A 19,450-nucleotide genomic window follows, 5' to 3' on the forward strand; every position below is an offset into this window, starting at 1 on the left:
GAATCGCCGAGAGCCGCAGCGCCGCCGCCGTGTCATGATGCGAACGGATCGTGTCGGAACCTGTTGGGATCTGGTGATGCGATGCTCGCCCCGCAGCGTCAGCAGGCGATTCTCGAGCTCGTCCGGCGGCACGGCGGCGTCCGGGTGGTCGAGCTGGTGCGGGCGTTCGGCGTCTCCGACCTCACCATCCGCCGCGACCTGGAGACGCTGGCCGGGCGCGGCCTGCTCGCCAAGGTGCGGGGCGGCGCCACCATCGTCTCCACCGCCGTGGGCTCCACCCACGAGCCCGGCTTCGCCGTCAAGGCCGTACGCCAGGAGCAGGAGAAGCGGGCCATCGCCCGCCGCGCCGCCGCCCTCGTCCGCCCCGGCAGCGCGGTGGCCCTGTCGGCCGGCACCACCACCTGGACCCTCGCCCGCCACCTGGCCGCCGTCCCCGCCCTGACCATCGTGACGAACTCGGTGCGCATCGCCGACGTCTTCCGCCACACGGGCCGCCCCGACCAGACGGTCGTGCTCACCGGCGGCGTGCGCACGCCCTCCGACGCCCTGGTCGGCCCGCTGGCGGTGGCCGCGATCCGGCAGCTCAACGTGGACGTGCTCTTCCTCGGCGTGCACGGCATGACGGTCAGGGCCGGCTTCACCACCCCGAACATGATGGAGGCCGAGACCGACCGCGCCCTGGTGAAGGCGGCGAGCCGGCTCGTCGTGCCCGCCGACCACACCAAATGGGGCACGATCGGCATCAGCACCATCGCGGAGCTGGGCGAGGCCGACGTCCTCATCTCCGACCCCGGGCTGCCACCACCGGCCAGGGAGGCACTGGCCGAGCACGTGGGCGAACTCGTCATAGCCGGACCCCCCGGGGCCTAACGGGCGGGGCCTAGCGGGCGCGCATCCTCACCTGGCCACGGCTCCCTCCAGGCTGTGCGCGTGCTCACCAGGTCATGGCTTCCTCAGGCGCTGCGCGCTTCCTCATCGCGTCGCCGCCCTCTCCAGGTGCTGCGCGTGTTCTCGCCAGGTCACGGGCGGCTTGTGCAGCCCGTACATGATGCCGTCGGTCTATGAACGGCAGCCTCTCCAGCGGCACCACCCGCCGCAGCCCCGGCACGCGGCCGAAGGGGTACGGAAGACGATCTCCAGCTCGAGCCTGGCCGGGTTCTGCCCCAGGCACTGGTTGGATGCTGTAGCCGAAGGCGACGTGGTGACGGGCGTCGCGGCGCACGTCCAGCTCGTGTGGGCGCTCGAACACGGCCGGGTGGCGGTGGGGCCGTCGCGCCGAGGGCCGGCAGGCTCTCACCGCTCCTGACGCTCAACCTGCTGACCCGCTCCGTGCCCGGCCTGACGGGGGAGCCGGCGGCGGGGCTGCCGGACCGGTTCATGGAGTGATGTTCGACGGGTTGCGGGCGGACTCGGGCACGCCGCTGTCGGGCGCGCCGACCGGCCGCTGGTGGAGGTGAAGAGGGCGGGCCCGGCATGTGCGCGGGCCCGCCCTCTCGGGTGGGGTTACTAGTTGACGTCGAGCTTGCGCTGGATGGCGACGAGGATGGTCATCATGTCCTGCTGAGTCGAGTGCATGGAGTCCTGCTTCGCCTCCATGGAGTTCTGCTTGGCCTCCAGGCCCGAGAAGCGGCTCTCCAAGGTGTCGAACCGCCTGTCGATCTCGGCGAACCGGTTTTCCATCCGGTTGTCGAGGCGCTTGACCTGGTTGGCGACGTTGTTGATGCGCTCGGTGAGGTCTTGCGCCAGCTCGCGCTGGTCCGCGCGGATCTGGATCAGCTCGTTCTCGACTTTCGTGCCGAGTTCGAGGCAGGCGTCCTTGATGCTCATGGCAATCTCCCTTACCTTGAGGTAAGGGACCGGGGATGCTCCAAATCTCCGGTCCCGTTTCTTTGCCGCGAGGATACCCCTTGATTTGCCGGTGAAAAGCGGTAATCGAAAGGAGATTCCCCTGTTCACGGGGCACATAGGGGGCTGAATTCGGACTAATCCGCTTAAGGGATGGCGGGGAATGCCGGGCGTTGATGGCATTCTTTTTCGGTATCTTGGTGGGCGAATCCGGCGGGCCGGGGGTGCGTCGTTTCGCCCACAGCCGAGGGGCTACTCCTTCAGATGGGCGATCGACGACGTCCCGGGGATCGGGATCACCGTGGGGGAGCGGCGCAGCGGCCAGGCCGGCGACGCCTGCGCCGGCGGGACGCCGATCTCGGCCGCCACCTCCGCCGGCGGGCCGGCCGTTCCCGGCGTGCGAGCCCGCCGCGAACGGGGACCACGGCGGGAACGCGTTCCCGTGCGCGGCCACGTGATCCACCACGGGGTCGTGTTCGCGGGGGCTCAGGTTGTACAGGTTCTGCACGCTCGCGATCGGCGTGATCTCCGACGGGCCGCCGACGAAGGTGATCAGGGACGTCCTGCCGTGCGCGCCGGGCTCGGGCGACGTCCTCGGCTCCTGCACGATCGGCCACCTGCACGGCCACCTGCGCGGCCGCCTGACGGGCCTGGACGGGCAGCTCGCCGAGCTCCAGGCCCACAGGGGCGCCCTCGCCACGATCCTGGCGGCCACCGAACCGAAGGGTCCGTACAAGCCGCCGCCTGGGCCTCACCAACCTGACCGCGCCGCCGGCCCGTACAGCGTGACCGCCGCCGGCTCGTACGGCCTGACCGTGCCGCCGGCCCGCACGCGGTGGCTGGCGGCGGCCTGGGTCAGTGGTCGCCGTACAGGTCGTCGATCTCCTTGGCGAAGTCGCGCATGATCAGGTTGCGCTTGACCTTGAGCGTGGGCGTGAGGTGCCCGCTCTCCTCGGTGATGTCGGCCTCCAGGATCGCGAACTTCTTGATCTGCTCGGCCTTCGACACCGACAGGTTCGCCCGGTCCACCGCCGCCTGGATCTCGTCGCGCACCTTCGGGTCCTCCCGCAGCTCGGCGATCTTCGCGCCCGCCGGGACGGCCTCCGGGTCCAGCGTGATCAGGGCCGCGACGAACGGGCGGTCGTCGCCCACGATCATGGCCTGGGAGATCAGCGGATGCGCGCGCAGCGCGTCTTCCAGCGGCCCGGGCGCCACGTTCTTGCCCGCCGCCGTCACCAGGATCTCCTTCTTGCGTCCGGTGATCCGCAGGTAGCCGTCGGCGTCCAGCTCGCCGATGTCGCCGGTGTGGAACCAGCCCGAGGCGTCGATCACCTCGCCGGTGGCGGTGTCGTTCTTCCAGTAGCCCTCGAAGACGTTCCTGCCCTTGGCCAGGATCTCGCCGTCGTCGCCGACGCGCAGCGTGACGCCGGGCAGCGGCTTGCCGACGGTGCCGATCTTGTTGGCGCCCGGCATGTTGACCGAGCAGGGGGCGGAGGTCTCGGTCAGGCCGTAGCCCTCGAAGACCTCGATGCCGACGCCCTTGAAGAAGTGGCCGAGCCGGTCGCCGAGCGCCGAGCCGCCGCACACCGCAGCCGAGAGCCGCCCGCCGGTGGCCGCGCGCAGCTTGGCGTAGACCAGCCTGTCGAAGACCGCCCGCTGCAGCCGCAGCCCGAGCGACGCGCCGCCCGTGCTCTCGGCCTTGCTCCAGGCCACCGCCACGTCCACGGCCCGCGCGAAGATCTTGCCCTTGCCGCCCGCGATGGCCTTCTGCTCGGCGCCGTTGTAGACCTTCTCGAACACCCGCGGCACGCCCAGCAGGAACGTGGGCTTGAAGTCCTGCAGGTCGGGGGCGACGCTCTTCATGTTGGGGGTGTGCGCCATGACGGCGCCCGCCTCCATCAGCACCACCTGGATCATGCGCGCGAAGATGTGCGCCAGCGGCAGGAACAGCAGCGCCGCCGGGTCCTTGCGGGCGAACAGTGGCTCCAGCGGCCCCCGCAGCACGTTGAGCGCGGTGAACAGCAGGTTGTCGTGCGTGATCCGGCAGCCCTTGGGGCGGCCCGTGGTGCCGGAGGTGTAGACGATCGTGGCCAGGTCGGAGGAGACGACCCGCTCCCTGCGCTCGTCGACGGCCGAGGCGGCGACGTCGCCGGTGTCGAGCGTGCCGTCGATCCGCCAGACCGACGCGAGGCCGGGCGCGGCCTGCCTGACCGTCTCCTCGTGCCCGTCCAGCTCGACGAACACCGCCTTGGCGGCGCTGTCCTCCAGGATCCACCTGACCTGCTCGGCCGAGGACGTCTCGTAGATCGGCACGGTGACCGCGCCGACGGACCAGATGGCGTAGTCGACCAGCGTCCACTCGTAGCGGGTGCGCGACATCAGCGCGACCCGGTCACCGTGCTCGACGCCCGCCGCGATGAGTCCCCTGGCCACCTCGACGACCTGGTCGCGGAACTCGGCCGCGGTGACCACGGGCCAGCCCGTGCCGGCCTTGCGGCGCATGACCACGGCGCCCGGCTCCTGCTCGGCCCGCTTGAAGACGGTGTCGGACAGGCCGGCGGAAGCGGGCACGTCGACCAGGACGGGGACGCTGTACTCGCGCACGAATCAACTCCTCTTCGGGGAACGCCTGGACGTTACCGCCTTAAGTTACGCGCTGGTAGCTCCGTCATTGAGGCGTTATGAAGGGCATTCATCACGCTAGCAGCCGCGACTCATAAGATTCCCCCATGAGGGTCCACGTCGTCAGCGATGTCCATGGCAGGGCCGACGCGCTGGCCAGGGCGGGTGACGGGGCCGACGCGCTGATCTGCCTGGGCGACCTGATCCTGTTCGTCGACTACGACGACCACGCCCAGGGCATCTTCGCCGACCTGTTCGGCCCCGACAACGCCGCCGCGTTCATCGCCCTGCGCACGGCCAAGCGGTTCGACGAGGCCAGGGCCATGTCCGCGCGGCTGTGGGCCACGCTCGAGGGCGACCCGCGCGAGCACATCGAACGCAACGTACGAACCCAGTACGCCGCCCTCTTCGCCGCCATGCCCGCCCCCGCCTACCTCACCTACGGCAACGTGGACCTGCCGCGCCTGTGGGGCGACTACCTGCGGCCCGGCCACCACGTGCTCGACGGCCAGGTGGCCGAGATCGGCGGCCTGCGGTTCGGCTTCGTGGGCGGCGGGCTGAAGACCCCCTACCGCACCCCGTACGAGATCGGCGACGAGGAGTACGCCGCCAAGGTCGAGGCCGTCGGCGAGGTCGATGTGCTGTGCTGCCACATCCCGCCGGCCCTGCCCGAACTGCTCTACGACGTGGTGGCCCGGCGGTTCGAGCGCGGCAGCGAGGCCACGCTGGAGGCGATCAGGCGCACCCAGCCGCGCTACGCCCTGTTCGGCCATGTGCACAACCCGCTGCACGGGCGTGCCCGCGTCGGGCGTACCGAGTGTGTGAACGTGGGCCACTTCCGCGGGCGCGGCGTGCCGTACGTCCTCGAGTGGTGATCAGTGCTCCACCGCACGGGGCGGATTCTGCATTACGGTGGTCGCATGCCTGATCGCACCACTTCGAGCACCACGATCGGCGCCGGGCGCGCCGACGTCATGGCGGTCATCGAGGACTTCCCCTCCTATCCGGAATGGGCCGGGCAGGTCAAGAGCGCCGAGGTCCTCAGCACCGGCGCCGACGGCAAGCCGCAGACGGTCCGGTTCGTCCTCGACGCCGGCCCGATCAGCGACACCTACACCCTCGGCTACACCTGGCGGGGCGACGACGCCGTGAGCTGGCAGGTGGTCGAGCCGGGGAAGATGGTCTCCGACCTCCGCGGGAGTTACCTGCTCGCCGACGCGGGCAGTGGCACCGACGTGACATATGAGCTGACAGTGGATCTCAGCGTGCCCATGATCGGCCTGATCAAGCGCAAGGCGGAAAAGGTGATCGTGGACACCGCGCTCAAGGGCCTCAAGAAGCGCGTCGAAGGCCGCTGAGGTGAGCCCGCGGGTCCTGCTCTTCACCGGCAAGGGCGGCGTCGGCAAGACCACGGCCGCGGCGGCGACCGCCACGCTCGCGGCCAGCCGGGGCCTCAAGACGCTGATCGTCTCGACCGACACCGCCCACTCGCTGGCCGACGCGCTGGCCGTCGAACCGGGCGAGATCGCGCCCGGTCTGCACCTGCACCAGGTCGACACCCAGCGCACGCTGGAGCGCCACTGGGGCGAGCTGCAGGGCTACGCCAGAGGCGTGCTGGCCGACCTGGGCCTCGACGAGATCACCTCCGAGGAGATCACGGTGCTGCCGGGCGCCGAGGAGGTCATCGCGCTGCTGGAGCTGCGCGAGCACGCCCGCCAGGGCCGGTGGGACGTCATCGTCGTCGACTGCGCCCCCACCGCCGAGACGCTGCGGCTGCTGGCGCTGCCCGAGGCGCTCGACTGGCACGTCAGCAGGCTCATGCCGGTCGGCCGCAAGCTGGTGCGGCTGGTCTCGCCGTTCGTGCGCAGCGTGGCCCATGTCAGCGCCCCCGGCGAAGACGTCATGAGCGCGGCCGAGCGCTTCCACCGGGGCCTGATGGAGGTGCGCGAGCTGCTCACCGGCGACCACGCCTCCGTGCGGCTCGTGCTCACGCCGGAGTCCGTGGTGCTCGCCGAGGCCAGGCGCACCCTCACCTCGCTCAGCCTGTACGGCTACCGCGTCGACGCCGTCATCGCCAACCGCGTCTTCCCCGGCGGCGGCGCCGACGAGTGGCGCGCCCAGTGGGTGGCGGCGCAGTCCAGGCTGCTGGCCGAGGCGGAGCAGTCGTTCGCGCCGCTGCCCATCCACGTCGTCCCCTACCTGCCCGCCGAGCCCGTCGGCAAGGACGCGCTGACCGAGGTGGGCGCCGCCATGTACGGCGACGCCGACCCGTTCGCCCCCCACTCCGTCGAGCCGCCGCTGCGGATGAGCGCCGACGAGCTGGCCCTCGCCCTGCCCGGCGCCGACCGCGACGACATCGATCTGGCCCGCAAGGGCGACGAGCTCATCGTGACGGCGGGCCCCTACCGCCGGATCCTGGCCTTGCCCGCGGCGCTGGCCCGCAGGAAGATCAGCGGGGCGGCGCTGCGCGACGGCGTGCTCCGGGTGCGCTGGGCCGCTTCGGACGGCGCGCCGCGAAACGCCGGCTCTGCATTACGGTTCAGCTCAGGGAGCGAATCCGCCACCTCATGAGTTGAGGAGGATGAGCGACCCATACGCAGGGAGGGCCACATGACCGAGAACAACAACCACAGAGCCACCGACAACGCCACGAACAGCTCGGCGGGCAAGGACCCGATCGGGACCGTCGCCGACGAGGCGCGCAAGCTGTTCGACTCGATCCAGGGGCGGGCCACCCGCCAGGTCGGCAAGAGCGTGTTCAACTCCTTCACCGGCGGCGGCCGTAAGGAGCGGGACGTGTGGGAGGAGGCCGTGTCCGAGTCCCACGACGAGTACATCTGCCGTGCCTGCCCGGTCTGCCGGGCCATCGCGGCGCAGCGTGAGTCGGGCTCCGACGTGACCGGGCACCTGGTGGCGGCGGGCGGTGAGCTGTTCGCCGCGTTCCGCGGCGCGCTCGACGCGCTGAGCAGGCCGGCCGACCGCGGGCCGCGCGACGAGCGTGACCGGCGGGACGACCGCCGTGACGGCGACGTGGAACACATAGATCTGGGATAGGGATAGGGAGACCAGGGGCAATGCTCACGATCGGTGTCGACATCGGCGGGACCAAGGTGGCCGCGGGCGTGGTCGACGACCACGGTGAGATCGTCGAACACACGCTCAGGCCCACCGCCGCCGACCGCCCTGAGGTGGTGGCCGAGACGGTGGCCGACGTCGTTCGCGAGCTGTCCGAGGGCAGGCGGATCGAGGCCGTCGGGGTGGGCGCGGCGGGATTCGTGGACGAGTCCCGCTCGATGGTGCGCTTCGCCCCCAACCTGGCCTGGCGCGAGGAGCCGCTGCAGAAGAAGATCAGCGGCCTCGTCGGCCTGCCGGTCGTGATCGAGAACGACGCCAACGCGATGGCCTGGGGCGAGACCCGGTTCGGCGCGGGCAGGGGGCAGTCCCACGTGGTCTGCCTGACGCTCGGCACCGGGATCGGCGGCGGCCTGGTCTTCGACGGGAGCCTCTTCCGGGGCCGCTGGGGCATGGGCGCCGAGATGGGCCACATGCAGGTGCTGCCGGGTGGCCGGCCCTGCGGGTGCGGCAACGTGGGCTGCTGGGAGCAGTACGCCAGCGGCCAGTCCCTCGTCAAGGAGGCCAGGAAGATCGCCGAGGCCGACCCGGAGCGGGCCCGTACCCTGCTCGGGCTGGCCGGCGGCAAGATCGAGGGCGAAGAGGTGACCGAGGCGGCGCGCCTGGGCGACGAGGCCTCGCTGGCCGCCTTCGCGAGCCTGGCCGACTGGCTCGGCCAGGGCATGGCCGACCTGGCCGCCGTCCTCGACCCCGGCTGCTTCATCGTCGGCGGCGGGGTCTCCCGTGCCGCCGACCTGTTCATCGACCGGGCCAGGCAGACCTTCGCCGAGCGGCTCACCGGCCACGGGCACCGCCCGCTGGCCGAGATCCGGCTGGCCGAGCTGGGCGCCTCCGCCGGCGTCGTGGGCGCGGCCGACCTGGCCAGGCAGCGCTAGAGGCCGCCCGTACGTGACGATCAGGGTCGCGACCTGGAACGTGCACGGCTTGCGCGACAGCGTCCCCGCGCTGACCAGGGTCGTCACCGCCCTGCGCGCCGACGTGCTGTGCGTGCAGGAGGCGCCGCGGTTCCTGCGCTGGCGGGCCAGGCGCCGGGCCCTGGCGGCCGAGACGGGGCTGCGCCTGGCCACGCCGGGCCGGGTCGGCGGCGTGGCGGTATACGCCGGGGAGCGGGCGCGTGTCCTGCACGCCGAGGCCCACGCCCTGCGGAGCTTCGCCGGGCTGGAGCGGCGCGGGCTGGCCGTCGCCGTGGTCGAGGCCGAGGGGGCCCGGCTGGCCGTCGGCTCGCTCCACCTCGACCTCAACGGCCCGGCCAGGATGCACCACACCGCCGAGGCCGTCGCGCTCATGGAAGGCGTGGCGGCCCGGTTCGGCGCGGTGATCGTGCTCGGGGCCGACGTGAACGAGCAGGCGCACCAGCCGGCCTGGCGCTTCCTCGCCGGGCGGCTGGCCGACTGTCACGCGGTGGCGCCCAAGGGCAACGGCCTGACGTTCCCGGCCGCGAGCCCCGCCGTACGCATCGACGCCGTGTTCGCGGCGCGCGAAGCGCGTGTCGTGTCGTGTGGGGGAGCGGACGTCCCGATCGCCGATCTGGCCGGGGCCAGCGACCATCTGCCGGTCATCGCGGAACTGCGACTTGGGCACTAACGGGCAAGAGGGGCTCCTCAGCCCGTAGCATTTCCTCATGACCCGTCGCTCTCAGCGGCGTGCGCTCTCCTTGATCTTGGCGACGTCCGTGGCCTTGACGCAGGTCACGCCCGCCGCGCATGCCGATCCCCGCCCTGCCACGATCGAGGCGTGGCAGCAGTCGACCAGCGTGCGCCTCCAGGCCGACGGCTCGCTCTCCGACGTGCTCGCGATCTCGTCGACCGACGTGTGGGCGGTGGGCCAGCAGGAGATCTGGGACGTCTGGAAGAACCGCGGCACGATCCGCCACTGGGACGGCGGCAAGTGGAACGAGATCGCCGTGCGCGACGCGACGGCCGCCGGCAACCTGCGCGGGCTGGCCGCCGTCTCGTCCTCCGACGTGTGGGCGGTCGGCGACGGGCACGACGGGCTGCCCTACCTCGCGCGCGGCAACGTGGCCGGGTTCGACCGGGTCAGGCCGCAGGGGCTGCGCGCGGGCGACTGGCTCGGCGGCATCGACGCCAAGGCGGGCAAGGTCGTGGTGGTCGGCAACCGCGAGAAGTACGGGCTCATCCTCACCGGCCAGGGCAACTCCTGGACCACGCAGGAGACCAAGGAGAAGGGCACCCTCTACGCCGTGGCCGGCGGGTTCGCGGTGGGCGACACCGGCAGCGGGCCGCTGATCGTGCACTACTCGGGCGGCTCGTGGAAGTCGATGCCGGTGCCCTCGATCCCCGGCGGCTACCTGCGTGACGTGCAGGTCGACAACTCCAAGCGGGCGCTGGCCATCGGCGGCGTCTACCACGGGCCCGGCGACATCGAGCCGCTGGTGCTCACCTGGAATGGCAAGCGCTGGCGTGAGCTGCGGCTGCCCGGCTCGGAGGCCCGCCTCTACGGGGTGGCCGGCGATGGCAAGGGGCGCTACTGGATCACCGGCTACGATCCGTCGCGGGCGGCGGAGCCGTACATGATGCGGTGTGAGAAGGGCGACTGCGAGGTCATCCGGGGCGGCGCCAAGCAGGGCAGGAACAGCGTGCGGCTGCAGTCAGTGGCCTACATCGCGGGCAAGGGCACGGTCTGGGCGGTCGGCCACGCGGTCGACACCGCCGACCGCTACACCGATGTGGTGGAGTCCTTCGCCCCCAAGACGACGACCTCGAAGTCGTAGAGGCGCGCCGGGAGGTCAGAGGACCGCGCCGTCGTCCCAGCCGGAGTCGTTGGACGGCGGGCCGTCGCCCATGCGGACGACCAGCGCCACGAACCCTCCGATGAACGCCGCCACCGCCGTGAACAGCGCCCACCCCTCCATCTGCCAGTTCGCCATCGCCGCCACCAGGAGATAGGCGGGCCCCCCGAACAGCGCCACCCACGCCAGCTTGGTCATCAGGTCGAGCTTGGGCAGCGGAGGCGGCGGCGGGGGCTCGAAGTGGCCCTCGTCCTCGTCGTCGCCCTCGTCTCGGGGCTCGTCGTCCTGCTCGAGCTCGAGCTCCTCCTCCTCGGGCGGTTTGACGACCCGGCGGGTGGGCTCGACGGGGATGTTCTCGCTGTCCGGCCATGGCTGGTCGGCCGAATCACGCTCGGCTGTGTCGTTGAAGGACGCGACGATCTGCCGCCAGACCTCGTCCTCGTCACTCTGGCGCGTCACCTAGATGGGCCTCTCCGCAGCGATCGCGACTTCCCCCTGGGTGCGATCAGTCCCTCTGCAAGGGTACCGAGGCATGTGTCCGGATGAAGTCGAGGCTCCCGGCAAAGATCCTGTCGGCATCGTTGTCCAGCGTCGCAACATGGTAGCTATCGGTAAGCTCCTCGATCGTGGCCTGAGGGACCTTCTCACGGATGATCGCGACACTGGTCGGCTTCACCACATGGTCCTCCGTGCTGTGGAAGACCAGCAGCGGTTGTGTCACCTTCGCCAGGTCGGCCTGCACCAGCGACCACAGTCCGGGCAGCGACGCGGCCGCCTTGACCGGGGTGCGGCTGTAGGCCAGCTCGGTCACGCCGGGTTTCTTGACGTCGTTGGCGACGCCGGGCACCGACGGCACGAACCACTTGAGCAGCGGGGCCAGCCTCATCAGCGGCACGTCGTTCGCGATCGACGGGTTGACCACCATCACGCCCGTGATCGCCGCGCCGTGCACCTCGGCCAGCCGTAACGCCAGGCATCCGCCCAGCGACAGGCCCGCCACGAAGACCTCGGTACAGCGCCCCTGGAGGTCGGCGAACGCCTTCTCCACCTCGGCGTACCAGTCTTCCCAGCGTGTCCGGTTCATCTCCTGCCACTTGGTCCCGTGGCCCGGCTGGCGGGGCAGCGAGACGCTCACCCCGTGACCGGCCAGATATTCGCCCCACGGTCGCAGCGACTGGGGCGTGCCGGTGAACCCATGGCAGAGCAACACCCCAATCTGACCTGCTTCGTGGTGGTACGGCTCCGCGCCTGGCATGAGCGGCATAACAGCTCCTCCATGCTGTTTCATTCCGGTGATTTCCACCAGAACGGCCCGATCGTCGCACGTTCTAGGGTGTTTGTGCGAGAGCTGATGTAGGAGCATGGCCATCAAGATGGGAAGATGACTCTGCTCGCCCGACGAAGTGCTGAGGAAGAGGTGCCAGGGTGTTCTACTGGGTGGTCAAGGCCATCTTGGGGCCGATCCTCCACCTCGTCTTCAGGCCGTGGACCGAGGGCGCCGACAACGTGCCCAAGCAGGGGCCCGCGATCCTGGCCGGCAATCACCTGTCGTTCGCCGACCATTTCTTCGGCCCGCTGCAGATCCGCCGCAAGGTGATCTCGCTCGGCAAGGCCGACTACTTCACCGGCAGTGGCATCAAGGGCTTCTTCACCCGGCTGTTCTTCAGCGGCGTCGGCACCGTGCCGATCGACCGCTCCGGCGGCAAGGCCAGCGAGGCCGCGCTCCGCACCGGGCTGCGCATCCTGCGCGAGGGGCACATCCTGGGCATCTACCCCGAGGGCACCCGCTCGCCCGACGGCCGCCTCTACAAGGGCAAGACCGGCGTGGCCCGGCTGGCCCTGGAGTCGCGGGTGCCGGTGATCCCGTGGGCCGTGGTCAACACCTACGAGATGATGCCGCCCGGCCGGCCGCTGCCCAAGCTCGGCATCAAGCCGGGCGTCAGGTTCGGCAAGCCGCTCGACTTCTCCCGCTACTACGGGATGGAGGACGACCGGCTGGTGCTGCGCGCGGTGACCGACGAGATCATGTACGCGCTGATGGAGCTGTCGGGGCAGGAATACGTCGACAAATACGCCGCCAGCGCCCGGGTCGAGATGGAGCGCGCCGCGCGCGCCGCCAAGGGCTAGCCACCGGCTGGGGGATGACCTCCGTGCGTCCGCCGGGAGGCGGTCACACGGAGGAGCGTAAGGCGTCCTCCGTCTTCCGCATCGCGGTCGTCATCGCGTGCAGCTCCTCGCGGCTGAGCCGATCGATCAGGTAGGACCGCACGACCTGCACATGGCCGGGCGCCACCCGCCGCAGGCAGCGCACGCCCTCGTCGGTCAGCACCGCCAGCACGCCCCGGTCGTCGGACGGGCAGGTCGTCCGCTCGACGAGACCGGCCTTCTCGAGCTGGCCGACCTGATAGGTCAGCGCGCTCTTCGACACCACGACGCCCCGGGCCAGCTCCGTCATGCGCATCGAACGCTCAGGGGCGTCGGCGAGCCGCACCAGGATCTCGTATTGCGGGTGCGTCAGCCCCGCCGCGGCCTTGAGCTGCTCTTCGATGCGCCGCTCGAGCAGGTGGGAGGTGGACAGGAAGGCGCGCCAAGCCGCCATCTCCGTCGCGTCTAGCCATCGGGGGTCCGTCACCGATTCATTCTACGTGTTGTTCAGATTTGAACATTCACTGCTAGAGTTGTCGTTCAAATTCGAACGACAATCGAGGAGGCCGCATGGTCGACCAGGCGCGTCCCGTAGTCCTGCTGCTCGCCAGGATCGCCATCGGGGTGATCTTCCTGGTGCACGGCTACCAGAAGTTCGCGACCATGGGGATCGCGGGCACCACCAAGTTCTTCGAGTCCGTCGGCATCCCGCTGGCCGGCGTGGCCGCCCCCGCCGTGGCCGTGCTGGAGGTCGCCGGCGGGCTGGCCCTGATCCTGGGCGTGGCGCTGCCGATCGTCGGCACCCTGCTGGCGCTCAACATGGCGGGCGCCATCGTCTTCGTGCACGCGGCCAACGGCTTCGGCGCGGCGGAGGGCGGCTACGAGTTCGTTCTGGCGCTGGCCGCCGCCAGCCTGGCCATCGGCTTCACCGGCGGCGGCGCGCTCGCGCTCGACGGCGTCCTGGGCCGCCGCCGCGCCACGGCCACGGTCACCGCCTGACGCCGGCGGCCGAGGACCCCGCGCACCCGCTCCCAGCAGGTGTGCGCGGGGCCGGCGGCTCAGGACAGGTGCGCGCGGATCTGCCTGATGTGCTCAGGCGTCGTACGGCAGCAGCCCCCGATCAGCGACGCCCCCGCCCGCTCCCACTCCTTGGCGGCCTGGCCGAACTCCATCGGATCGGCCAGCCCCAGCCACCGGCGCCCGGCCGCGTCCCACGTCTCACCCGAGTTCGGGTAGACCACCACGGGCAGCCCGCCGGACAGGCACGCGATCAGCCCGGGCAGGTGCCGCGGCGCCGTGCAGTTGACGCCCACGGCCACCACCCGCGGGTTCCCGCCGAACAGGGCGGCGGCCTCACGGATCGGCGTGCCGTCGTTGAGCCGCTCGGCGTCGCGGCACGAGAAGCTCACCCACGCCTTCACCCCGGGCGTGGCGTCCAGCAGCCGGGCCAGCGCCCGCGCCTCCGGATAGGACGGGATCGTCTCGCAGGCCAGCAGGTCGGCCCCGGCCCCGGCGAGGACCTCCCAGCGCGGCAGGTGCCAGGCGTACAGGCCGTCCTCGTCGAGGTCGTAGTCGCCGGTGTATTCGGCGCCGTTGGCCAGGTAGGCGCCGTACGGGCCCACCGAGGCCGCCACCAGGCCCCGCCCCGCCTCGTCGCGCGCCTGCCCGGCCAGCTCCACCGACAGCCTGATGAGCCGCTCGGCCCGCGCCCGGTCGAGCCCGCGCCGCGCGAAGCCGGGGAACGTGGCCTGATAGCTCGCCGTGGTGGCCACGTCGGCTCCCGCGGCGAAGTAGTCGGCGTGCGCGCGCCGGATCAGCCCGGGCTCCTCCAGGAGCAGCCGCGCCGACCACAGCTCGTCGCGCAGATCGGCGCCGAGCCGCTCGAGCAGGGTCGCCAGGCCCCCGTCCAGGACAAGTGTCGTCACCTATCCAGGGTATGAGCGGGTGGGAGTCCTGGGAACGCGCTGATCACGTGGTCGAGCATGGCCGGGACGTCTTCGGGCGACTCGGCCGTGAAGTCGGCCCGCCGGGCCAGTTCGTCGCCCGTCTCGCCGTTGGCCACCGCGACCGTGACGCCGATGAACGCCGGGTCCCGCCGTTCCCTGCCGCGCAGCGCGTCGAACGCCAGGCCGTCGGAGAGGTCGTCGCCGAAATACCAGGCGCGGGTGAGGGCCTCGGTCTCGCGTTCGATGATCGTGCCCTTGTCGCGCTCGACGGGCGGGCGCAGATCGACGACCATGCGGCCGTACTGCTGTCTCAGGCCCAGCTCGGCCGCCTTGCCCGACGCCCACCGCTCCACCACGCCCCGCAGCGACGGGACCGCGCGGTAGTGCAGCGACACCAGCGGCGCCTTGTCCTCCACCAGCACGCCGCCGGGCAGATCCCGGGCCGCGTCGGCGGCCAGGCCGCGCATCACCGGCGTCCACGGCTGCGCCTCGGCGTCGGTGCGCACCTGGCCGTCGACGACGGTCTGCATGCCGTACAGGCCGAACAGGCCGACCTGGGGCAGGTTCGCGAACCGCTCGCACAGGTACGCGGCCGGCCGGGCGGAGACGACGGCGACCCTGCCCACGAGTCTCGACAGCGCCTCCAGCCGCGCCATCGCGCCGGGCACGGGACGGACGGCGGCGGGATCTCGCATGATCGGGGCGATCGTGCCGTCGTAGTCGAAGAAGAAGCCGGACTTCGTGCTCTCCGAGACGGTGGCGGACACCGCCTCTGCGAAGCGGAGGGGGGCGCGAGAGGTCGCCATGCTGTGGACGATAGAACAGCCTGACCGGCTCGGATAGACGCCCGTCCGCAATTGGACCGCCGCCCGCCGGACCACCTCACGCAGGCGGTACGGGCACGCGGGCGGCACGCGCCAGGGCCCGCCGGTCCAGCACGGTCACCTCGCCCGCGCCGATCTCGATCACCCCCCGGCGCTCGAACCCGCGCAGCGCCCGGTTCACGCTCACCCGGGTCGCGCCGATCTCCGCGCCCAGCCCCGCCTGCCCCGCGTGCAGGGGCACCGGGCCGCCACCGGCGCACCGGCGGAGCAGCCAGGAGGCCACCCGCGACGGCACGTCCCGCACCGCCGCGTCGGTGAGCCGCTCGTCGAGGTCGCGCACGGTGGCGGCGAGCGTGCGCAGCAGCCGGGCCGCGACGGACGGCTCGCCGGCGAGCTCCAGCACGACCGCGCGCGGCAGGTACGCCACCTCGACCGCCGTCATCGCCGTACGCGTGGCCCGGTGCGCCCCGTCCACGAGCAGGGCCGTCTTGTCGAACGCGACCGGCGCCTCCTCCACCGCGAGCACGACCTCCTTGCCCTCGGCGCTCACCCGCCCCGCCTTCACCCGCCCGCCGAGCAGCACGATGAGCTGGTCGGCCGGATCGCCCTCGGTGCACAGCACCTGCCCCGCCGGATACCGCCGCCGCCTGGCCCGCGCCGCGAGCCCGCGCAGCCGCTCCTCACCGAGCCCCTGGAGCATGGGCAGGTCGGCCAGCGTGTACGTCATGTGTCCCGTGATACACCACTCCCGTGCCCTGCGATGCTGCCTCCCGCCACCGCCGGCCCCTACCGTGCCGCCATGGCGACATATGTGCTGCACCTGGCCTTCGACGGCGCCCCTGCCCGGATGGCGGCTCGACCCGCGCACCGGGAGCACCTGAGACGGCTCAAGGAGGAGGGCCGGCTGGTGACGGCCGGTCCCTGGGCGGACGACAGCGGGGCGCTGCACGTCTATGAGGTGGCCGACGAGGCCGAGCTGCGGGAGATCCTGCGCGCGGACCCGTACACGGCGGTGAACGGCTACGAGATCGTGCTGCTGAAGGAGTGGACGCCCATCATGTGAGCGCCGGGGCGGCCACGGCGTGCCGTGGCCGCCCCGGAGGTCAGCCGCGCTTCCAGAACGGCCCGCGGCGTTCGCCGGACGGCCCCGGGCCCGCCGTCGGCGGTGGGCCGCCGACGAGCGCCGTGAGGACCGCGACCGCGCGATCGTGCAGCGCCCGCGCGTCGGCCCCCGGCCGCTCGGCGGCCTCCAGCTCGCGGGCCAGCCCCTCCAGCTCCTCGTTCCCCCCGAGGTAGGCCGCCAGCGCCCGCAGCCGGGTGCCCAGGTCCGCCAGGTAGAACAGGTCCGGCCCCGGCAGCGCCCGCAGCCGGTCGAGCTCGGCCACCAGTTGCGGCCTGACCGTCTCCAGCGGCCGCCCGGCCCGCGGCGCGCGCCCGCCGGGGGCCTTCGGGGCGGGCATCGGGGCGGGCATGGGCGGGGGCACGGGCGGCCCGCCGAACCCGGGCGCCGATCCTGGCCGTGCTCCCGGCATGGGAGCCGACTCCGGCCCGCCGGACACGAATCCCTGGTCCATGTCGGCCGTGCCGCTGAGCCCCGGCCTCGGCATGCGCATCCGGGGGGCGGACGCCGGCGCGGAGGCCAGCATCGCGGTGGCCGCGAAACCACCGGCCATCGGCGCGCCCGGCAACTCCCAGCCGCTCGGCGGCTCCACCGGCTGGATGACGCGATGCTCCGGCCCGCCGTCGGCGACCTGCCTGGTGTCGATCGCCACGTACGCGGTGAAGCGGCACAGCACGCCGTAGTCCAGCGACGTGCGCACGATGCGCTCTTCCAGGTCGTGCTCGCCCATGGCGTAGCGGTCCTCGAGCTCGCGCAGATGCGCGCGCGCCCAGAGCGCGCGGATGGCCGGGTTGTCCACGGTCACGCCCGTGACCTGCTCCTCCCACGGCCCGCCGGCCGCCATGCCGCGCACGGTCAGCGAGGAGCCCTCGCGGTGACGCCCGTACACGCGCAGTGGCACCCCGGGGAAGATCGACCCGAGGTGGGTGACCGTGCCGGGCTCGACCTCGAGCCCCTTGACGGACACGTCGGTGACCAGGGGAGCGCCGATCCTGCGGTGGATGTGCTCCATGGCGGCGTCGAGCCGGTCCTCCGACTCCACCAGTTCGCACCGGCCCGCGCCGAGCCCGGCCAGCCGCCCGAGGAACCCGGCGTTGACCGCCCGGTCGATGCCGACCGTGTGCACGCGCATGGCCGACAGCGCGCCGCCCGCCTGCTCCAGGATCTGGTCCTCGTTGCCCACCTGGCCGTCGGTGACCAGCACCACGACGCGTTCGCGCTCGCTCCGGCCGCCGAGCAGGGCGACCGCCCGGCGCAGCGGTTCGAGCAGCTCGGTGCCGCCCCTGGCGTCGACCCGGGCGAGGTGCTCGACCGCGCGGTAGCGGTTGCGGTCGGAGGCCTCCACCAGGCCCTCGAACGCCTCCTCCACCACCGAGTCGAACGCCAGCACCGCGAACCTGTCCTGTGGGGTCAGCGTGTCGACGATGCGCGCGGCGGCCCGGCGGGCGCAGACCATCTTCCAGCCGCTCATGCTGCCGGAACGGTCGAGCAGCAGCACCAGGTCGCGGGGCGCGCGGGTGGACTGCAGCGGCGGCGGCACGACGGTCAGCGCGAACGTTCCCCGGCCGTCGAGCTGCAGGGACGTGGAGGCGTCGAACGACAGGCGCAGGATGAAGTCGCGGTCGAGGCGCTCGCCGGGCCGCAGGCGTACGGTGTGGCCGTCCTCCTCCACCACGTGCAGGCTGGAGGCCAGCTCGCGCAGTTCGAGCCCGGCCGCGTCCACGCTCGCGCTCAGCGAGAGCCGCACGGGGCTCGGGAAGCCGGGCAGCAGGACGGGCGGGCTGATCCTGGAGGCGTCGGGCACCGCGTCGGTGTCGGGCGCCACGCCGTCCCCGGCCGGCGGGCCGTCGATGGGGCTGCCCGGAATGTAACGCGGCGCCACGACCAGCGGGAACCTGAACGTGGCCGCGCCGTCCTCGTACGGGAGCGGCTGGCTCAGGGTGAGCCGCACCGAGACGCTCTCGCCGGGCAGGATGTTCCCCACCCTGATCGTGAAGACGTCGGGCCGGTCCTCCTCGGCGATGGCCGCCCGCCTGCCCTCGCGCAGCGCCTGGTCGTAGTCCGCCCTGGCCTGGCCGCGCTCCTTCAGCACGCCGTCGATCACCCGGTCGTCGGCCTCCATCCGGAAACCGGTCACCGCCGCCCGGTCGGGCAGCGGGAAGACGTACGTCGCCTCCAGGGTGACGTCGAACGGATTCCTGAACCCCTGCGTGACCTCGACCCCGGCGATGAGACCGGAGATGCTCGCGGCCACGTCAACGCTCTCCAGCGGCAGGTTGCCGCGCTCGGTGAGCAGCGCGCCGAACCCGGCGTCCGGCACCGGCAGGCACCGTGCGGGCTCCAGCGAAGTGATCTTCATATCAGCTTCCTTTCTTCGAGCACCGCGAGCAGCGGACCCGCCGCCGCCAGCACCGCCTGAACGTCCTGCTCGGACGGAACGCGCACCGCGTCCAGCACGAGCCGCACCCCGTCTCCCAACCTGACCCCGGCCACCACCGAGGTCGCCCCGGTCACCCGCTCACTTCCGGCCGGCCGCTCGTTCCCGGCCGCCGGTCGTTCGGCCCAGAACCGCGCACGCGCCGGCGCCTCCGCGGTGGGGACGTCGTCCGCTGCCGCCGCGCCGAAGGGCGCCACCGGTGACACGGCCGCCGCTGCGGCTGGTCCCGGTGAACCCGGCTCCGCAAGGTCGCCCAGGCGGGCCGCGGCCTCGAGCATCGGATCCGTCGCCCCCGCCAGCGCCGCCTGGATCTGCGCGATCGACCGCCCCTCCGCCTGCAGCCGCTTCACGGCCACCAGTTGCAGCAGGTGCCGCCGCCCGTAACGGGCGATCCGGCCGCGCCGGGTCAGGGGCGGATCGACCAGCCCGATCGTCGTATACCACCTGATCAGGCGCTCCCCGGGCACGTCACGGACCCGGCCGTTGACGGGCGCCGGAGGTGCGCCGTCACGCAGCGCCCGCGCCGCGTGCTCGGCCAGCTCGCCGATGGTCCAGGTGTCACTCATACCTTCACAATGACACTGTCACTATTACACTGTCAACGACGAGCCGCCCCGGAGATCGGAAGAA

General features: G+C 72.1%; 23 protein-coding genes. 13 read left to right on the top strand and 10 right to left on the bottom strand.

Going from position 1 to position 19,450, the window contains the following annotated elements; translation table 11 throughout:
• Positions 1-81 precede the first annotated feature (81 nt).
• A complete protein-coding gene (locus tag AB0I15_RS30760; RefSeq protein WP_358102687.1) occupies positions 82-870 on the top strand; it encodes a DeoR/GlpR family DNA-binding transcription regulator in 789 nt (262 codons plus the stop codon).
• A 363-nt stretch (positions 871-1,233) separates the two neighbouring features.
• Positions 1,234-1,386 (top strand): hypothetical protein, encoded by a 153-nt coding sequence (locus AB0I15_RS30765; RefSeq protein ID WP_358102688.1) that lies wholly within the window; start codon positions 1,234-1,236, stop codon positions 1,384-1,386.
• Between the two features lie 120 nt (positions 1,387-1,506).
• On the opposite strand, the gene AB0I15_RS30770 is transcribed toward AB0I15_RS30765, so the two are convergent.
• A complete protein-coding gene (locus AB0I15_RS30770; protein ID WP_358102690.1) occupies positions 1,507-1,827 on the bottom strand; it encodes a hypothetical protein in 321 nt (106 codons plus the stop codon).
• Between the two features lie 509 nt (positions 1,828-2,336).
• On the opposite strand from AB0I15_RS30770, the gene AB0I15_RS30775 reads away from it, so the two are divergent.
• Positions 2,337-2,750, top strand: coding sequence for a hypothetical protein (locus AB0I15_RS30775; protein WP_358102692.1), 414 nt, complete (start codon positions 2,337-2,339; stop codon positions 2,748-2,750).
• Here AB0I15_RS30775 and AB0I15_RS30780 read toward each other — a convergent pair.
• Complete coding sequence (locus AB0I15_RS30780) at positions 2,701-4,449, bottom strand: AMP-dependent synthetase/ligase (RefSeq protein WP_358102693.1); 1,749 nt, start codon at positions 4,447-4,449, stop codon at positions 2,701-2,703. The genes AB0I15_RS30775 and AB0I15_RS30780 overlap by 50 nt on opposite strands.
• A 125-nt stretch (positions 4,450-4,574) precedes the next feature.
• Between AB0I15_RS30780 and AB0I15_RS30785 the strand changes: the two genes are divergently transcribed.
• From AB0I15_RS30785 to AB0I15_RS30815, 7 genes are read left to right on the top strand one after another with little or no spacing between them, the layout of a single operon-like run.
• On the top strand, positions 4,575-5,342 hold the full coding sequence (locus AB0I15_RS30785; RefSeq protein ID WP_358102695.1) for a metallophosphoesterase: 768 nt from the start codon (positions 4,575-4,577) through the stop codon (positions 5,340-5,342).
• Between the two features lie 45 nt (positions 5,343-5,387).
• The gene (locus AB0I15_RS30790; RefSeq protein WP_358102697.1) at positions 5,388-5,825 is read left to right on the top strand and encodes an SRPBCC family protein; all 438 of its coding nucleotides are present in this window, start codon (positions 5,388-5,390) and stop codon (positions 5,823-5,825) included.
• Position 5,826: 1 nt separating this feature from the next.
• A complete protein-coding gene (locus AB0I15_RS30795) occupies positions 5,827-7,038 on the top strand; it encodes an ArsA family ATPase (protein WP_358102699.1) in 1,212 nt (403 codons plus the stop codon).
• Positions 7,039-7,077: 39 nt separating this feature from the next.
• Positions 7,078-7,521 carry a DUF5304 family protein gene (locus AB0I15_RS30800; protein ID WP_358102701.1) on the top strand — a complete coding sequence of 148 codons (444 nt, stop codon included), beginning with the start codon at positions 7,078-7,080 and terminating at the stop codon, positions 7,519-7,521.
• Positions 7,522-7,541: 20 nt separating this feature from the next.
• Entirely contained in the window at positions 7,542-8,474 is a 933-nt protein-coding gene (locus tag AB0I15_RS30805) for an ROK family glucokinase (RefSeq protein WP_358102703.1), read from the top strand.
• A 13-nt stretch (positions 8,475-8,487) separates the two neighbouring features.
• Entirely contained in the window at positions 8,488-9,183 is a 696-nt protein-coding gene (locus AB0I15_RS30810) for an endonuclease/exonuclease/phosphatase family protein (protein ID WP_358102705.1), read from the top strand.
• Positions 9,184-9,220: 37 nt separating this feature from the next.
• A complete protein-coding gene (locus tag AB0I15_RS30815; RefSeq protein ID WP_358102707.1) occupies positions 9,221-10,330 on the top strand; it encodes a hypothetical protein in 1,110 nt (369 codons plus the stop codon).
• A 15-nt stretch (positions 10,331-10,345) separates the two neighbouring features.
• On the opposite strand, the gene AB0I15_RS30820 is transcribed toward AB0I15_RS30815, so the two are convergent.
• On the bottom strand, positions 10,346-10,807 hold the full coding sequence (locus tag AB0I15_RS30820) for a hypothetical protein (RefSeq protein ID WP_358102709.1): 462 nt from the start codon (positions 10,805-10,807) through the stop codon (positions 10,346-10,348).
• Positions 10,808-10,853: 46 nt separating this feature from the next.
• Positions 10,854-11,612 (bottom strand): alpha/beta fold hydrolase, encoded by a 759-nt coding sequence (locus tag AB0I15_RS30825; RefSeq protein WP_358102984.1) that lies wholly within the window; start codon positions 11,610-11,612, stop codon positions 10,854-10,856.
• A 161-nt stretch (positions 11,613-11,773) separates the two neighbouring features.
• Between AB0I15_RS30825 and AB0I15_RS30830 the strand changes: the two genes are divergently transcribed.
• Positions 11,774-12,475 carry a lysophospholipid acyltransferase family protein gene (locus AB0I15_RS30830; RefSeq protein WP_358102711.1) on the top strand — a complete coding sequence of 234 codons (702 nt, stop codon included), beginning with the start codon at positions 11,774-11,776 and terminating at the stop codon, positions 12,473-12,475.
• Between the two features lie 43 nt (positions 12,476-12,518).
• Here the strand turns inward: AB0I15_RS30830 and AB0I15_RS30835 are convergent, their stop codons facing one another.
• Complete coding sequence (locus AB0I15_RS30835) at positions 12,519-12,980, bottom strand: MarR family transcriptional regulator (RefSeq protein WP_358102713.1); 462 nt, start codon at positions 12,978-12,980, stop codon at positions 12,519-12,521.
• A gap of 83 nt (positions 12,981-13,063) precedes the next feature.
• Between AB0I15_RS30835 and AB0I15_RS30840 the strand changes: the two genes are divergently transcribed.
• Positions 13,064-13,492 (top strand): DoxX family protein, encoded by a 429-nt coding sequence (locus AB0I15_RS30840; protein WP_358102715.1) that lies wholly within the window; start codon positions 13,064-13,066, stop codon positions 13,490-13,492.
• A 59-nt stretch (positions 13,493-13,551) separates the two neighbouring features.
• Here the strand turns inward: AB0I15_RS30840 and mmuM are convergent, their stop codons facing one another.
• From mmuM to AB0I15_RS30855, 3 genes are all read right to left on the bottom strand, one after another.
• Positions 13,552-14,418 (bottom strand): homocysteine S-methyltransferase, encoded by an 867-nt coding sequence (gene mmuM / locus AB0I15_RS30845; protein ID WP_358102717.1) that lies wholly within the window; start codon positions 14,416-14,418, stop codon positions 13,552-13,554.
• On the bottom strand, positions 14,415-15,245 hold the full coding sequence (gene otsB, locus AB0I15_RS30850) for a trehalose-phosphatase (RefSeq protein ID WP_358102719.1): 831 nt from the start codon (positions 15,243-15,245) through the stop codon (positions 14,415-14,417). The genes mmuM and otsB overlap by 4 nt, the downstream gene beginning before the upstream one ends.
• A 76-nt stretch (positions 15,246-15,321) precedes the next feature.
• Entirely contained in the window at positions 15,322-15,990 is a 669-nt protein-coding gene (locus AB0I15_RS30855; RefSeq protein WP_358102721.1) for a Crp/Fnr family transcriptional regulator, read from the bottom strand.
• 72 nt (positions 15,991-16,062) lie between these two features.
• On the opposite strand from AB0I15_RS30855, the gene AB0I15_RS30860 reads away from it, so the two are divergent.
• Positions 16,063-16,326: a YciI family protein gene (locus AB0I15_RS30860; protein WP_358102723.1), complete on the top strand. Its 264-nt coding sequence runs from the start codon at positions 16,063-16,065 to the stop codon at positions 16,324-16,326.
• Between the two features lie 40 nt (positions 16,327-16,366).
• Here the strand turns inward: AB0I15_RS30860 and AB0I15_RS30865 are convergent, their stop codons facing one another.
• Entirely contained in the window at positions 16,367-18,742 is a 2,376-nt protein-coding gene (locus AB0I15_RS30865) for a VIT domain-containing protein (RefSeq protein ID WP_358102725.1), read from the bottom strand.
• Positions 18,739-19,386, bottom strand: coding sequence for a MerR family transcriptional regulator (locus tag AB0I15_RS30870; RefSeq protein WP_358102727.1), 648 nt, complete (start codon positions 19,384-19,386; stop codon positions 18,739-18,741). Before AB0I15_RS30870 ends, AB0I15_RS30865 begins: the two co-directional genes overlap by 4 nt.
• Positions 19,387-19,450 lie beyond the last annotated feature (64 nt).

The sequence above is a fragment of the Nonomuraea sp. NPDC050643 genome (assembly GCF_040654715.1).
In the GTDB taxonomy this organism is placed as follows: Bacteria; Actinomycetota; Actinomycetes; order Streptosporangiales; family Streptosporangiaceae; genus Nonomuraea.